Source organism: Ignavibacteria bacterium, from assembly GCA_025612375.1.
GTDB lineage: Bacteria > Bacteroidota > Ignavibacteria > Ignavibacteriales > SURF-24 > JAAXKN01.
Genome location: JAAXKN010000060.1, coordinates 1 through 18162 on the forward strand (window position 1 = coordinate 1; position 18162 = coordinate 18162).

Here is an 18162-nt window from a genome sequence, read left to right on the forward strand (position 1 = left end):
ACTTCAGTCACCTGATTTATACAATTTCAAATAAATTTATCAATGTTTTGCCGGAAAATGTTCAGGAGGTCTTCTATTCTTCTTTGCAAATCGTTGGCGGATTTCTCGGTATGGATAGTGCTTTCTTATACCAGCTGAACCCGCTTGATAACCAAATTGAGATGAAAGGTGAATGGCTCAGCGAAAGAATTGAAGTAAACTCTTCTGCGGGCTTCAGGGGTGAATTAGCCCTGTGGGATTCATTTAAAGAAGAACTTCAGCATTTTGAATCAGTTATCATGCCTGACTTAGAACTGATGCCCGAAGAGAAATTGCCCTTGAAAAAATTTCTCCAATCCCGCGCAATAAGATCTGCTATCCTTGTCCCTGTAATTTCCAGAAATACTGTTATTGGCTTTCTGGGCTTCGATTCCATATGCATTAAGAAATTTCCGGATGATATACAGGAAATGCTTAAGATAATCAGCGACATATTTGCTAATGCCCTCACACAACAGCAGAAAACTGAGGCCCTGCTGGCAAACGAGGAGCGTTTCCGCCTGCTTGTTCAGAAGTCGGCGGATATTATTGCAGTTATTGACACCGGGGGACGCCTTAAATATACAAGTGAGGCCTCAGTACGGATCCTTGGCAGCAGATCCGGAGAGGAAAAATGGACTTCGGTTTTTCAGTTGTTACATCATGATGATGTTTCGACGTTTGAAGGAGTTATAAAAGATCTCCAGGTCAATAGAACTCCTGCTGTGGGGCCCATATATATTAGAGTTCAGCATGCCGATGGTTCGTGGGTTTACCTTGAGGTAATGTTCACCAACCAGCTCGATAACCCTGCAATAAAGGGTATCGTACTTAATGCCAGGGATTTTACACAGCACTTCGCTTTGCAGGAGGCTTTCCGTAATTCACGTAATTTCCTGAATGCTATTATAAACTGCGCCAGCGACCCGATGTATGTTAAGGATAAAGGCCATAAATATCTCCTGGTTAATGATGCATTCTGCAATCTGACCGGCTACAAGAGACAGGAAGTGCTTGGCAAAACCGCTTATGAATTGCTTCCCAGGGAGGAGGCTGATGATATTTTTGTTAAAAATGAACAGGCCTTTAATGAAGAAACAATTAAAGACTTTGAAAGTATTATTACCGATAAAGGTAATATTAAACATGTAATTGCCGTTCATCTGAATGTCTATAAGGAGGCATCCGGAGAGAAATATTTAATTGTTAACCTGCGCGATGAAACCAGAAGAAAAGAGCTGGATGAGGAAATAAATTACGCCCTGATGAAGGAAAAAGAGCTCAGCGAAATGAAATCTAAGTTCATTTCAATGGTTTCACATGAGTACAGGACCCCTCTGACCGCCATACTTTCATCTGCAGAGCTTCTGGAGCTCTTCGGCGTCGATATGACCAACGATGAAAGAATGGAGCACCTGCGGGGAATAAAGAAAACCGTTCAATACATGACTTCCATGCTTAATGAGGTGCTCCTTATAAACAGGGTGGAAAGTAAACGGATGGACTATACCCCAACCTCATTTGAACTCATAACCTTTTGCAAAGAGCTGCTGCAGAGGCTCGGCTTTAGTAAGGAATGTGAAATTAAAATGAATACAGATTTTACTTCCAGAAGGGTCTGTATGGATGAGAAACTTCTTGGGCATATTCTGAATAATCTGCTTTCAAATGCAGTCAAGTATTCACCCGACGGGGCAACTGTCTGGCTAAATATAACTGGTAGTAAAGAGCTTGTCAGTTTTGAAATAATTGATAAAGGTCCCGGAATTCCCGAGGAAGAACAAAACAGGCTGTTCGAACCTTTCTTCAGAGCCAATAACGTTCTCCACATTTCCGGCTCAGGTCTCGGGCTTTCTATCGTGAAATACTGTACTGATCTTCATAAGGGCCGGATCTCATTCGAAAGCAAAACCGGGGAGGGGACCAGATTCTATGTCAGCCTGCCCGATGAGAGTTGTACTGAATGAAATCATGGGGCCCAATTGGGGTAAAAGTTATTATTCAATTATTATTAATCCAATTTTTTATAATTTTGCAAATTCTAAACACTTGTGTCTTTGTTAAGGCTCGTAAGAAAGGGTTTTTAATATAGATGGAAAAAATTCTTGTTATTGAGGATAATCCTTCAGTCTGCAAAAATATCAGACAACTGCTCGAAAGAGCAGGCTACCTGGTTTTTACTGCTGAAAACGGCAGTGAGGGCGTAAGGCTTGCTCTCGAAATACTGCCCGACGCAATCATCTGCGATATAATGATGCCTGTTATGGATGGCTATGAGGTCCTGAAGCAGTTGAGCTCTACCAGGACTGCTGCATCAATTCCTTTTCTGTTCCTGACCGCAAAGGTGGAAATGGCTGACCTGAGACGTGGAATGGAGCTCGGGGCAGACGACTACCTCGTTAAACCTTTTACCGCCGGTGAACTCCTGAGGGCCGTTAAAATCAGGCTGGATAAGAAAAGAAATATGCTTCTGGACCAAAAAGAAATTATACAGGATGCGGCAAAAGAACCCGCAATTAATACCTCAGTGATAGTTGTGGGTGACCCTCCCGAAGTCCTTAAAGTTGCCGATATCGTTTACATTAGCGCCAGCGAAGGGTATACTTTCCTCCATATGGCCGAGGGGAAAAAAGTCCTTGTACGCAGACTCCTTAAGAAATGGGAGGAAATACTGCCGAAGGATCACTTCCTGAGGATTCATAACTCCACCATTATAAACCTCGAGTACCTGGAAAAAGTCGAAAAATGGTTTAATAGCTCACTCAGAGTTTATCTCCGTAAGTCAAAAGAGCCTCTGGAGGTCAGTAAGAGATATGCCCCGAAGGTAAAAGGGTATCTGAAAATGAAATAATGGGGAGTACATAAAAAATTACTCCCTAACAAGCCCGCAAATATTCCCGCTTATTTGAAAATTCTCCCGCCTGTTTAGGTAAAATGCCATATATGACAATTTAGAATGCCGCCTCCGCAAATTAATTTAATTTCCAGTGTCAGATTTTAATTCGTGTTATCCTAACATAGAGGGATTAAAATGGCCGATGTTCTTGTTGTTGAAGATGACTTTTCTACCCGGAAAAATTTAGTGCAGTTGCTAAAAAAGAGCGGCTACGGCGTTCTGGATGCAAATTGCGGAGAAGAAGCTCTGGGCATAATGCAAAAAGAGACGCCGAATCTTATTATATCGGACATTATGATGCCGGGTATAAATGGATTTGAACTATTCAGACTGGTTAACCGCGAAGAAAATGAGGATTATATCCCTTTCATATTCCTCTCTGCCAGATCAGAAATCTCCGAAATCAGATACGGAATGCAGCACGGAGCAGAGGATTACCTTGTTAAACCTTTTTCGGCTAATGACCTCTTAAAATCCGTTGAAATCAGACTGAACAGAGAAAAAAGATCCCTCGGGAAAATTGAACAGTTTAAAAACAGGGTTACGCGCAATTTAAGCCACGAATTCAGGACCCCTCTGGTCCCCATAATCGGTTACTCACAGATGATAAAAGAAAACTACCGGCAGCTTGAACCTTCAGAAATCCTGGAAATGGCTGAAACGATCAATTCATCGGGAAGCTGGATGCTGAAGATGATAGAAAAGTTCCTCATGCTGGCCGAACTGGAGGAAAATAAAAACAGAAATGGAAAAAATATTGCTTCCATCAAAGAAGCGGTAATTAAATGCTCTGCCCAGGTTACTTCCGCTCTGAAATGCCCGGAGCACCTCATTACAAATATCGAAGAAGCAAATGTTAATATTCCGGAAAGTGAACTTAAAATAATACTAAATGAACTTCTGGAAAATGCCGTTAAGTTTTCAAACCCGGGCTCTCCCATAGAAATATCTTCAAAGACTGAAGAAGACAAATGTATTCTTACAGTTTCAGACTTCGGGAAGGGAATGACCCCTGAACAGGTCGACAGCCTCTCTTCTTTCATGCAGTTTAACCGCCAGGGTATGCACCGCGCGGGCCTTGGACTCGGGCTTGCAATTGTTAACAAAATTGCAGAGAAGAACGGCATAGGCGTGAGAATTGAAAGCCAATTGGGGCTTTTTACAAAAATAAGCCTGTTGTTTTCATTATAAATAGATATAAATACGTTCTAAAAATAATCGGGGGGTTCTGATGAAATGGTTCAATAATCTGAAGATACAGTCAAAACTTATTGTATCCTTCAGTATAATTATTATTCTGCTGGTTACTTTAGGCTTGTCTTCTCTTTCTCAATTGGGCGGTATAAACAATAAAGCAAATGAAATTATTAATAACTGGATGCCCAGCTGTGTGACTCTGGCTAAACTGAATACGAAAATAGCGGACCTGAGGCGGCAGGAACTTCAGCACATCCTGTCGCAGACTCCACAGGAGATGGACCTTTATGAATCGAGGATTAATTCTGCATTCGATAGTGTGAAAAAATTAAGGGCTGCATATGAACCGCTGATTTCTTCAGATGAGGAAAGAAACAGCTATAATGAGTTTGCAGATGAATGGAGCAAATACACTGAGATTAATAAATCGCTGGTGGCTCTCTCAAGGCAGAACAGAACCGAGGAAGCAAAGGCGCTGCAAAGAGGCGATTCCAAAATATATTATGATCAGGCGGTCAAAACACTTCAAAAACTTATTGAGATGAATGACAAGGGCGCTGATGGTGCTAAAGAGGCTGCAGCTGTAACTTACTCCTCGGCAAAAATATCTATCTCCATCATTATCGGTGTCAGTGTGATCTTAGCATTCTTCATGGCAATCTTCATTGCAAGGCTTTTAGGTAAAGGCATCAATCAGGTCCTGGAAAGATTTGAGATGCTTGAAAAAGAAAGCCTTACAAACCTTGAAAACGGCTCCTTGCAAATGGCTGAAGGCAATCTGGACTTTAAGATAGTCTCAAACGTCCAGCCGCTCGATATCAATTCAAAAGATGAAATTGGACAGCTTGCAGCAAGCGCTAACCAGATCATAAACAAAGTCCAGGGCACGGTCTCAGCACTTGAAAATGCTGCGTCTATTGTTCGCGCAATAGTAGAGGAATCCAAATTCTTTACACAGTCAGCTCTGGATGGAAAGCTCTCCACAAAAGGGCAAGCCGATAAATTCAAAGGAGCATATAAAGACGTGGTTAACGGTTTTAACAATACCATGGAGGCTTTTGCAACCCCGATTAATAAGTCAACTAAAATCCTGGAGGCAATGGCTCAGGGTGACCTTACTTCCAGAATGGACGGAGAATATAAAGGTGACTATAAGCTGATCAAAGACAGCATTAACCAGCTCGCGGACTCAATGGGAGGCGCTCTTTCAGAGGTCCAGGAAGCCGTACAGGCTACAGCTTCAGCTGCAAATGAAATATCCTCTTCTTCTGAACAGATGGCCGCAGGAGCACAGGAACAGAGCCAGCAGGCAACTGAAGTTGCCGGTGCCATTGAAGAAATGACTAAAACTGTCTATGAAACAGCCAAAAACGCCAATGAAGCTGCCGATGTATCCAGAGGCTCAAGTTCTGCTGCTGAAAAAGGAGCTAAGAAGATAAACGATACAAAGAAGGGAATTGAGAAGATTGTTTCTTCAGCAGAGGAGACCTCAAGAATTGTAGCTTCACTTTCACAAAGAAGTGAACAGATTGGCGAAATAACTCAGGTAATCGATGACATTGCAGACCAGACAAACCTTTTAGCCTTAAACGCCGCAATTGAGGCTGCCCGTGCAGGTGAGCAGGGACGTGGCTTTGCTGTCGTGGCAGACGAGGTAAGAAAACTGGCCGAACGTACAACCAAGGCAACAAAGGAAATAGCCGAGACGATCAAAGCCATACAGATGGAGGCCAGGGATGCAGACTCTGCAATGGGTGAATCCAAGGCGGCAGTCGTTGAAGGTATGAGGCTGACTGAAGAGGTTGCAGAGGTCTTAAGTGAAATCCTCAAGGGAGCACAGAAAACAACTGACGTGGTCCTGCAGGTTGCTGCGGCTTCAGAGGAGCAGTCCAGCGCTGCAGAGCAGATATCCAAGAATATTGAAGGCATTTCCAGCGTAACTCAGCAAAGTGCTGCCGGAACAGAACAGATAGCCCGTGCTGCCGAGGACTTAAACCGCCTTACAGTTAACCTACAGGAACTTGTATCACGTTTTAAGCTTGAGGAAAACACTAAACAAAGAATTTCATCTGCCGGCATGGCTTATGCTGGAAGCAGCGGCAGGTTCATAGGGCAATAGTCAGACTTTTTTCGAATCCCCTCGATACGGGAAGCCGGGCTCAAAAAAGCCCGCCTTCCCTTCTTTTTTCCTTACCGTCGAACGTTGAACGTCGAACGTAGAACCTTTTTTTTATTTTTAATTGAATCGTTTAAACCTTTTTTGTACAAAGATTGACTAATATGTACGATTTACAAGATTATTAATGACTTAGGGTACCATGAAAAAATTCTTTGTTTTGTTTTTTGTCCTGCTCCTGGTTTCAAGTTCTTTTGCGCAGAATTTTAGTGTCAGAGGACAGATCGCCAGCTCTGTTGATAAAAAATCACTGGGCGGCGCTACAATTGTGCTTATTCACCTTCCCGACTCCACTGTTCAGGGCGCTTTTTCTGACGAAAACGGGAAGTTTACTATTGAAAAGGTCAAACAAGGCCGCTATCTCATAAATGTTACTTATCTCGGCTTTTCAAAGTATGAGGATAAAGTCTTCGTCCGCGGTAAATCCGTTGACCTTAATAAAATCCTCCTTACACCTGAAAGCGTCAGAACCGATGAGGTCGAAATTATAGGCAAAATGCCCCCCGTCGTCCAGAAAAGCGATACGGCGGAGTTTAATGCCGGCGCATTTAAAACTAATTCTAATGCCTCTGCTGAGGACCTCGTAACTAAAATGCCCGGAATGGTCGTTCAGGATGGGAAAGTACAGACTCAGGGCGAAGACGTCAAACGCGTGCTCGTCGACGGAAAACCTTTCTTTGGCGATGACCCGAGCGCGGTGCTTAAAAATATACCCGCCGATGCCGTTGAGAAAATTCAGGTCTTCGACCAGCAGAGCGATCAGGCCCAGTTTACCGGCTTCGACGACGGCAATACCACTAAAACACTCAACGTCGTAACACGTCTGAGAATTAAAGAGGGAACCTTCGGACGCCTGCTCGGCGGCTACGGCGATGAACAGAAATATCAGTCCGGCGGAAATATTAACTTCTTTAACGACGATAGAAGAATTTCTTTGCTCGGACTCGTAAATAACGTCAATGAGCAGAACTTCTCCAATGAGGACCTTCTGGGCGTAATGCAGGGCTCAGGCGGCGGCCGCGGAGGTCGTGGCGGTGGAATGGGCGGAGGCCCCAGAGGCGGCGGAATGGGCGGCTGGGGTGGCGGAAGTGCCCAGAATTTTATGGTTAACGCTCAAAACGGTATTACTACAACTAAGGCTTTCGGACTTAATTATTCCGATAAGTGGGCCGATAAACTCGAACTGTCCGGCAGCTACTTCCTGAACCATAGCAACAATAATTCGGAATCGGATATAAGAAGAAATTATTTTATCGGAGGTGTCTCAGGCCAGAATTATTTCGAAAACGGCCTTTCGAACAGCGGAAATACAAACCACCGCTTCGATATGAAACTGGATTACCAGATTGATTCACTGAACTCAATTACTTTCCGCCCAAGAGTCTCTTATCAGGAAAATGACGCTAATTCTCTTACTACTGGAAGAACCGATGCTGCAATGCAGACCCTTAGCTCAATGACAAATAATTCAGGATCTGACCGCTCGGCCCTTAATTCCTCAGGCGACCTCTTGTTCCGCCACAGGTTCGAAACTCAGGGGAGGACTTTATCTCTGGGCCTCAGCGGCACTTATAAGAAAACTAAAGGCAATAGCAGCCTTTTCTCTGAGAACCTCTATTATGATAATATGATCGATTCGGATACACTCGACCAGATATCAAAAACTGATAAGAACGGACGCTCCGGTTCGGCTAATATTGTCTATACGGAACCCCTCTTTGAAAATGCTCAGATGCAGTTCAGCTCCAGAACATCTTATTCAGAGGATGAAAGCGACCAGAGGACATTTAAGAATATCGCCGGCTTTAGCAATTATTCACTCCAGGATACTTCGCTTAGCAACGTATATAAAAAACAGTATACCACGCAGGCCTTCGGCGCCGGCTTCCGCTACCAGAAAGAGGCTTTGTCATTTATGGCCAACGTGAACTATAATATAGCTCACCTCAAAAACGACCAGACATTCCCGCACGACCTGACGCTCGACAGGCCTTTTTATTCCGTCCTGCCGTCAATGATGCTCCGCTTTAATATCTCCAGGGATAAAAACCTGAGAGTATTCTACAGGACTAACAATGACGACCCCAGCGTCGAACAGCTTCAGGATGTGCTCGATAATAGTAATCCGCTCTTCTTGTCAACAGGTAATCCGAACCTGAAACAGGATTACAGCCATAACCTTGCAATCCGCTATTCACAGCTCGATTTTCAGAACATGACATCCTTTTTCCTGATGATGGGCGGAACAATAACTAAAGACTATATTGGAAATAGCTCCTTTATGGCTTACCGCGATACTGTGGTAAACGGCGTAGCCTTAAAACGCGGCTCACAGCTCTCAAGACCTGAGAATATGGATGGATATATGAATTTCCGCATGTTCTCTACTTACGGACTTCCGGTCTATTTCCTGAAATCTAACCTTAACCTCTCTCTTATGGCAAGCTATAGCCGTACTCCGGGCATCGTTAACGGAATTAAAAGCTATTCCAATACCACCGTACTGGGCCCCGGCTTCGTCCTTGCTAGCAACGTGGGAGAAAACCTCGACTTTACGGTTTCAAGCCGCAGCAATATAAATCTTGTTAAGTCAACGCTGAGACAGAACTCAAACGACAACTATTTCACTCAGAACAGCAGCCTCAAATTCTACTGGATGTTCTGGGAGGGATTCCTGTTCCAGACGGATTTTCAGCACCGCTACGACGGACAGCTTGCTGAAGGTTATGACAAGAATTCTTACCTGCTCAACCTTGCTTTGGGCAAGAAACTTTTCAGCAAGGACCAGGGTGAAATACGTCTGACCGTATACGATGTCCTTAATAAGAACAACAGCCTGCAGCGTACGGTTACCGATTCATACTATGAAGATTCACGCACAAATGTTCTGGGAAGATATCTTATTCTGACCTTTACATATAATATAAAAGCGTTCTAAAACAATTACCAGGCGGGGGCAGGAACCATTGCCTGCCCGTTCATCGCCTGAGAAAAATATTTTTCCCTCCCTTGACTTTAGTACCCCTTATCCCCCCCAACATAGGGGGCTAAAGTCTTTCCGGGAGGGAAGTTTTCATATCCTGAAATCTGCAATTATTCTCCGGAAAATCCTTTCACTAATGAATTAATACCTCCATTGAAAGATTTTTTTTGATTGGCATTGACAATAAAAACAGTTTTGATTTCTTTATTGTAGCTGTAAAAAAATGACCTTTTCATTTTCCCTGCCTTTCAGGCAGGAGATCCTTTCTTAGCCTTCAAAATATCATGGAATAATAGTTCTGTTTTAATAAACAGGGAGCTTAAATATGTATTTCTCTGCAATTACAGGACCTTGAGAAATAACATTGCATCCATAAGATCACTTCCATCAAAACTTCATCTTCAGGAGCAAGACAATAGATACCAATGACAAGGCATGCAAAAGTTTAAATACTGTAACGATTGATGAAGATGCGGATGAAACTTATGATGAACAGTTTGGTTCCTGGCACCTTAAAGAAATAACAGGTAAAACTTAATTCAGCAGAATGCGCATTTACTGCTTTGGTTCAGAGCAGCTCTGAAAAGCGCTATAGGTGTACTTTGTCCTCCGTGAACTGTAAAGAACCGGCAAAAAAAAAGCTAACATGCATGCAAGACCATGACAGACTTAATATAGATGTTCTACTATCAGCAGTTCCAATAACAAATAAATTAAAATAGTTGGAGGATGGGATATGAAACGATGTTACCTATGTGCAATGGTTATGCTCCTGTGCTTACTTGCACTGCCCGGATTTACTCGGGCTCAAAGTGGTTCCATAAACGGCGTGTTCTATATCGATATTAATGGAGACCGCAGTTATAATGGTGAAAGCGGCACCCAAAAAGGGGACTCACTCCTTACAAATGCAACTGTGGAGTTGTATCGTAAAAACGGCCAGGATTATAATAGAGTCGCTTCCACTGCAACAGATATAAATGGAAGATATTCTTTTCTAAACCTGGAAAATGCAAACGACTACTATGTTAGATTTGTTATCCCTGCAGATGAGCAGAATATTTACGAATACATAATCTTTTCAGGTGACGACCCTGAGATCGGATATTCAGATATTGTTTCTGATCAGGGATATACAGGCGCTATTCAGATTCACTCAAAGAATAATCAGAATGATAATAAATATAACATTGACGGTGGCCTGAAGATAAAAGAGCCCACATATGGCAGTATCACTGGAACTGTGTGGGAAGGTAGCAATAGCAATGGCAGTAAAGAGCACGGGGAAGGTAAGGGGGTAAAAGATGTTGTTGTTAAAGCTTACGATTGTGGGAATAATGGTAAGTATGCCGGAGAAGGAATAACTAAGGAAAACGGTACCTATACCATTGACAATCTGATCACGGGTTTATCTTACAGGGTCACGTTCGAGCCTGCGGCAGGCTATTCTTTGGTTGATAAGGGTACTGATTCAGATCCCGATTCCTCCAGTAAAACAACAGAATGCTCGGCTAACGCGCTTACCACCTCGGGGCTGGTGTTTAATGCCGGCGTTTTTAAGCCCTCGGCAGGCGGCAACCCTAACGGCCAGATTAACGGAAGACTGTGGCTGGATGCAAATCATGATGGGGCACAGGGAGGTATTGAAACTGAACCCGGAATCGGTAACTGGAGGCTAAGGCTCCTTAATTCCAGCAAAGTCGTTGTCGACTCAACTATAACAGACACTTCTAATGCCGGGGGGCAGAAAGGGAGGTACACATTCACCAAATTGGATTTGGGTATCTACTATATTCAGTTTGTAAAAAACGGAGATTATTCGTTTACTGATAAGAATTCGGCGAATAATGATGAATCTGATTCGGATGTTAACCCCGAAACCGGTATTACAGACTCTGTTGTAATTGATCATGCAGACGCCAGTGAAGAGCATATTGATGCCGGAGTATACCTGAATGAACCTCCCGCTGTAAAAGGCAGGATCAGTGGTATACTGTGGCAGGATACAGACAAGAACGGTGCACAGGCCCTGGATAACTCGGAACCCGGAATAGGCAACTGGAAAGTCAGGCTCCTAAACTTTGATAAAACCGTTGTTGTCGATTCAGCCGAAACTGATAACACCGGGGGACCGGGGACAAAAGGAACTTACGAATTCTCCGGTTTAATCCCTGGAACCTATTATGTGAAGTTTGTAAAACATACCGGCTATACCTTTACTTCCCAAAATGCAGTTGGCAATGACGATATTGATTCCGACGTGGACACCAGCGGCCTGACAGGCATGATAACAGTGGAGAATAACTCCAATATACAGCACGTGGACGCCGGAGTCTATGAAATGGAAATCCCGGAAAAAGGCAGCATCGGCGACTATGTCTGGAATGACGAGAATAAAAACGGAATCCAGGACTATAACGAACCCGGAATCCCTAACGTGACTGTTTTACTTTATTCAAGTAACAATACTAATACATCAATTGCACAAAGAACTACAGATTATCACGGAAAGTACCTGTTCTCAAATCTAAACTCCGGTACTTACCGCCTCAGATTCATTCTTCCTTATAACTTCAAATCCTTTACCGGAATGGGAGCCGGAAGTAATGATGCTCTGGATTCCGACGTGAACCCCATGGACGGCCTTACCGGAACTGTTACACTTACTGCTGCTTCTAACAGACTCGATATCGATGCAGGCCTCATCAAAAAAACAACTGAAAAAGCCGGCATTGGCGACTTAGTCTGGAAAGACCTCGACCAGGATGGATTGCAGGATAAAGGGGAACCCGGAATACCTAACGTCATGGTCGAACTTTATAAATGGGGAAGCAATATTCCTGCAATGACCGCTATTTCGGATTCTAAAGGATACTACCTCTTTGATAATCTCGTGCCCGATGATTATTACGTGAAATTCATCCTGCCCGAAGGCTTTACATTTACCAGGAAGGACCAGGGCTCTGATGACGCTTTTGATTCAGACGCCGACCGCCAGACTGGAAAATCTGACCAGATCACCCTTTCGGGCGAGGATAACCTTACTATAGACGCCGGTCTCTACGGAAACGAATGCATGCCAGTCAGCCTGGGCGACTTCGTGTGGAACGACCTCAATAAAAACGGAATCCAGAACTCAGGTGAACCCGGCCTTGCCCAAATAACTGTAAACCTCTTTAAGACTGGTAAAACTGCAGTCCATAAAACTACTCTTACCGATAAAAATGGATTCTATCACTTTGCCGGACTTTTACCCGGTACTTACTACGTGCAGTTTATTCTGCCTAAGGGCTTCTCTTTTACTTTCATGAACCAGGGATCTAATGACGCTATCGACTCCGATGCCGATATGACTTCCGGTATTACGGCTTCCTATAACCTTGCTTCCGGAGAAGCAAACAATACAATTGATACCGGACTGTTTGAAGGCCAGTGCCTCCTGGCTAACCTGGGCGACTATGTCTGGAACGACTGCAACAGAAACGGAATCCAGGACGTGGGCGAAAGCGGAATCGGCGGCATTGAACTGAAACTCCATAGCTGCACAGGCAGCCATACAAATCCCGCTGATCCTTGCTCCTTCGGCAATGTGGTTGCATCCGCTAAAACAGATAAAAACGGCAAATATATGTTCGCCAATATTATGCCCGGTTATTACTTCCTCGAAATCGTTGTCCCCTGCAACTTTACAATTACAAAACCCGATCAGGCAGAGGACTTCAAGGATTCAGATATTATTCCTTCCCTGAAACATACCGCGTGCATTAAAGTTAACCCGGGTGAAACTAACCTGACCGTCGACGCGGGCCTTTATCCTACTCCTCCGGCCACAATCGGCGACCTGGTATGGATTGACGCCAATAAGAACGGCATACAGGATAACGGCGAAAAAGGCCTGTGTAATGTTACCGTTGAACTCTATATGTGCGGCGTTAGTGCGCCGGTTGCCGCAGCCAAAACAGATAGCGAAGGGAAGTACCTCTTTAAGAACGTAATCCCGAATACCAGCTATTCTGTAAAGTTCTGCCTGCCGAAGGGCTATACGTTTACCTCTCTGGATCAGGGCGGTAACGATAACTTCGATTCCGATGTATGCCCGAAGAATAACGGCATGACTAAATTCTACGATATATTGCCCGATGAGGTAAACCTTTCTATCGACTGCGGCATGTATCTCTCTACCACCAGTGCATGCAACTTTGTCTGGAAAGATAATAATAATAACGGCCTGAAAGATGACGGCGAAGCTGGCATACAGGGAGTTACGGTTGAACTCTACCAGTGCTCAAACAACTCGCTCGTTCAGAGTGTGAAAACTGATGCAGCGGGCCTCTTTACTTTCAAAGACATACTGCTTGATAGTTATTACCTGAAGATCCTTGTTCCCGATGGCTATAAGATCGGAAAAGCTTCACCGGAAGGAGGCGCTAAGGGCGTCACTTCAGACTTCGGTACAAACGGTCAGAGTTCATGCTTCGACGTTGCCGATGGCACAACCTCAATCGGAAAGCCGGTAGCTCTTATCCTTTCTACTACAGGCATTAAGAGGGGGGCTGAGATACCAACAGAGTTCACTCTCCAGCAGAACTACCCGAACCCGTTCAACCCGTCAACTACAATCGAGTTCGCGGTCCCCGCTGCAGGGCAGTATACAGTTAAGGTATTTAATACCTTAGGACAGGAGGTTGCAACACTTCTCAATAGTGAGCTCCCTGTAGGCTGCCATATGGTTGTTTTTGATGCATCAGGACTTACCTCAGGCATGTATATCTACAGGCTAAGCGGAAATAACGTGGTTATGATAAAGAAAATGATGCTCTCAAAGTAGTTCCGGAAGTACATTTCCCAATGATTAAAAGGCTGCCTTTGGGCAGCCTTTTTTTTTCTTTGATGAATGCATGTTATAAGAAAAAATGTTCAATGTTATTACAATTATGACTTGACAAAGCAATCCGTTTTGGGTTCTTTATTTTAGCTGTAAAACTACGTCCATTCATTTCCCTGCCTTTATGGCAGGAGATCCTTTTATCCTTCAGAATTACTTTGCAAAAATAAATCTAAAAGGGAGCTTAATAATGTATTTCTCTGCAGCTGAAGGCCCATGAGAAATATTGCATGCATAGTTTACTCCCGTTAGCAATTCACCTTAAGGAGCAGGGCTAAAAACAAAGTGCAAAACTTTACGTGATTATCCGTAAAAGGGGACAATCTGCCGTTATTTGTGTTCTTTTCCTCCTAGAATTGAATAAAGAACTGGTACTCTGATCTGTTTGTACAGTCGGGGCAGCATTTTATAAGTGCCAATTAAAACAGTTCCAAAAATCAATATCTGGTTTAATATTTGGAGGATGAAACATGAAACGATTATACTTATGCGCAATGGTTGTACTCCTTGTTCTCTCCCTTTCCGGCTATGTACGTGCACAGGTCGAAACTCTCCATAGCAAAACCCTTGGGGGCAGGGTCTTCGAGGACTGGAATCAGAATGGGCTGAATGATTATGAACCCGGAGTCGGCGGAATTACCGTTAACCTTCATAAATGCCCGGATGGGCCCACTCTTGCAAGTACTACCACAAGCTATGATGACGGAAGTTACAGCTTTATCTGCAGCAGCGACTGGGATCAAAATGTTACATACTACGTTGAATTTGTGCTGAATGACAAATCAAGAACCTTCACTTCCTGCAGCCAGGGCAATGATGAAAAAGATTCTGACGCCGACCCTGTAACAGGGAAAACTGACTGCTATTCTTTCCAGAATTATGAAAGATCAATCGATGCCGGATTGATCCCGGCCAACTTTATCGGTGGCATGGCTTGGTTCGACTCCGATGAAAATGGATTCCGGAATGAACATTCCTCAGGCATTGAACATGTGATTGTCCAACTCTATTCTTATGTCTCAGACAGTGAGAAGTATTATCTCAGATCAACGCAAACAGACAAAAAGGGTAATTTTAAGTTCCAGTATATGGAAAACGGACGGTACACATTAAGATTTGTTGTCCCCGACGAAATGAAAAATAAATATGAATTCACTCTTAAGTACCAGGGCAGCATTCTTGAACAAAATTACTCCGACGCGGGCGAGGACGGCTGGACTATACCCTTTACCTTTAATTTGGAGAATATGCCTTTGCGGTTTATTGATGCAGGACTCAAAAATAAAACCTACCATCAGACCGGCTCTATTGGCGATTTCGTCTGGCTCGATAGAGATGGAAACGGCCGCCAGGATCCCGGTGAACCGGGTCTCCAGGGCATTACAGTTGAACTTTATTCCTGCCAGTGGAACCATACCGCCCATTCATTGCTGGGAAGCACTTCAACAGATGCAAACGGATTCTATAACTTTACCGGACTGAACCCCGGCACATACTGCCTGAGATTCTGTATCAATAACAACTATCAGTTTACTGCCATGTTAGGCGGCCTTAACGACCAGGATAACTCAGATGCCGATTACGAAGGCTGGGCTAAAACTATTACACTGTCCGATGGATATATATCAAACAAAAATATTGACGCCGGCATTGTCCTGAAAGAAATTAAAAAGGCCAGCCTTGGCGACCTGGTATGGAGAGATAAAGACGAGGACGGAATCCAGGACGACGGACTGAATGAACCCGGACTCCCTAACGTCATGGTTGAACTCTATGCCTCTGGCACTAATACCCTGATCCAGACCGATATAACGGATTCAAAAGGGAAGTACCTTTTTGAAAATCTCACACCCGGACACTACTATGTTAAGTTTATTCTTGCCGACGGTTTTAAGTTCACCAAAATGGATCGCGACGGCGATAGCTACGATTCCGACGCTGACCCCGTAACTGGCAAGACAGCCGACATATATCTCGGAAACGGCGACTATAATATTTCCATCGATGCCGGTATGTACGGAAACGACTGCCTGCCTGCACGTATAGGCGACTTTGTCTGGAACGACCTCAACGTTAACGGCATACAGAACTCTAATGAACTCGGACTTCCTGATGTTACCGTTAATCTCTTTAAATGCGGACAGACTACTATGCTAGCTTCCGCTAAAACCGACGCAAACGGATTTTATCAGTTTGCCGGACTTCTGCCCGGGAACTACTATCTGCAGTTCATGCTTCCAAATGAGTACGCGTTTACCTATATACGCCAGGGCTCAAATTATGCTCTCGATTCAGACGCCGGTATGGCAAATGGAGTATCTGATGGCTTCGAACTCTCTTCAGGCGAAGTTGAATCCACTGCCGATGCTGGAATGTTTAAGGGACAGTGCCTGCTGGCAACACTGGGAGACCTCGTCTGGAACGACAACAACCGGAACGGAATACTGGACCCCGGTGAGCCTGGAATGGAAGGCGTTGTCGTAAAACTCCATCTCTGCACCGGCACACATGCAAACCCGAATGACCCGTGCCAGTATGGCCCTGAAATTGCCTCCGGAATAACTGATAAGGATGGCAGGTATTACTTTAATAATATTATTCCGGGACACTACTTCGTGGAATTAATAGTCCCATGCCATTTTACAATTACAAAACCCGGCCAGGCAGAAGACTTCAAGGATTCCGATATTATTCCTTCCCTGAAACATACCGCGTGCATTAAAGTTAACCCGGGTGAAACTAACCTGACCGTCGACGCGGGCCTTTATCCTACTCCTCCGGCCACAATCGGCGACCTGGTATGGATTGACGCCAATAAGAACGGCATACAGGATAACGGCGAAAAAGGACTTTGCAATGTTACGGTTGAACTCTACATGTGCGGCGTGGGCTCTCCTGCTGCCACGGCCAAAACAGATAACGACGGGAAGTATATCTTTAAGAACGTAATTCCTAATACGAGCTATTCATTGAAGTTCTATCTGCCGAAAGGTTATGCATTCAGTTCACTCGACCAGGGCGGCAACGATAACTACGATTCGGATGTATGCCCGAAGTCTTGCGGCGGCATGACAAAGTTCTACGACGTACTGCCCGATGAAGTGAATATGTCAATTGACGCCGGTATGTATCTTGCCACAACTTCTGCGTGCAATTATGTGTGGAATGATAACAATAATAACGGAATAAAAGATAATGGTGAAGCTGGCATTAAGGGAGTTACGGTTGAACTCTATAACTGTTCAAATAATGCACTGGTCCAGTCTTCAAAAACAGATGCATCAGGACTTTTTACTTTCAATGACATTCTGCTCGACACCTACTACATGAAAGTTATCGTTCCCGATGGCTACTTAATCAGCCCCTCTGCTAAGCAAGTAGGTGGTGAGGGTGTAAGCTCAGATTTCATTACAAATGGGCAGAGCAGCTGCTTCGAAGTTACAGATACAACCAAATCTATCGGGGGCCCGATTGCACTTGTACTTAAACCAGCAACCGGAGTTGCTTTCAGAGGTGGCACTCCAACCGAGTTCTCTCTGCAGCAGAACTACCCGAACCCGTTCAACCCGTCAACTACAATCGAGTTCGCGGTCCCCGCTGCAGGGCAGTATACAGTTAAGGTATTTAATACCTTAGGACAGGAGGTTGCAACACTTCTCAATAGTGAGCTCCCTGTAGGCTGCCATATGGTTGTTTTTGATGCATCAGGACTTACCTCAGGCATGTATATCTACAGGTTAAGCGGAAATAACGTGGTTATGATAAAGAAGATGATGCTCTCAAAGTAGTTCCGGAAGAGTACATTTAGCTAATAAAAAGGGCTGTCTTGCGGCAGCCCTTTTATAATAAGACTTACGTTAACGGTTACCTGTCTGCAGTAAAATAGCTATAAGTGTTCCGGCGGCAATTCCGGTCACAAAATTATTCCACCAGGACGGTTTTTGAAATTTATAAGCCATTTGAATCGATTCCTTCAGAATATTTACTTCTTTTTCCTGCAGCTCAAT

General features: G+C 44.1%; 7 protein-coding genes. All 7 read left to right on the forward strand.

What is annotated here, in order from left to right:
* The first annotated feature begins 83 nt into the window (after positions 1 to 83).
* The 7 genes from HF312_20125 to HF312_20155 all read left to right on the forward strand — a co-directional run bounded on the left by HF312_20125 (position 84) and on the right by HF312_20155 (position 17943).
* On the forward strand, positions 84 to 1985 hold the full coding sequence (locus HF312_20125; GenBank protein ID MCU7522531.1) for a PAS domain S-box protein: 1902 nt from the start codon (positions 84 to 86) through the stop codon (positions 1983 to 1985).
* 125 nt (positions 1986 to 2110) lie between these two features.
* Entirely contained in the window at positions 2111 to 2869 is a 759-nt protein-coding gene (locus tag HF312_20130; GenBank protein ID MCU7522532.1) for a response regulator transcription factor, read from the forward strand.
* A 180-nt stretch (positions 2870 to 3049) separates the two neighbouring features.
* Positions 3050 to 4105 (forward strand): hybrid sensor histidine kinase/response regulator, encoded by a 1056-nt coding sequence (locus HF312_20135; protein MCU7522533.1) that lies wholly within the window; start codon positions 3050 to 3052, stop codon positions 4103 to 4105.
* Positions 4106 to 4145: 40 nt separating this feature from the next.
* Entirely contained in the window at positions 4146 to 6230 is a 2085-nt protein-coding gene (locus tag HF312_20140; protein ID MCU7522534.1) for a methyl-accepting chemotaxis protein, read from the forward strand.
* A gap of 199 nt (positions 6231 to 6429) precedes the next feature.
* A complete protein-coding gene (locus tag HF312_20145; protein MCU7522535.1) occupies positions 6430 to 9225 on the forward strand; it encodes an outer membrane beta-barrel protein in 2796 nt (931 codons plus the stop codon).
* 781 nt (positions 9226 to 10006) lie between these two features.
* Positions 10007 to 14098, forward strand: coding sequence for a T9SS type A sorting domain-containing protein (locus HF312_20150; GenBank protein MCU7522536.1), 4092 nt, complete (start codon positions 10007 to 10009; stop codon positions 14096 to 14098).
* Positions 14099 to 14625: 527 nt separating this feature from the next.
* Positions 14626 to 17943, forward strand: coding sequence for a T9SS type A sorting domain-containing protein (locus HF312_20155; GenBank protein ID MCU7522537.1), 3318 nt, complete (start codon positions 14626 to 14628; stop codon positions 17941 to 17943).
* Positions 17944 to 18162 lie beyond the last annotated feature (219 nt).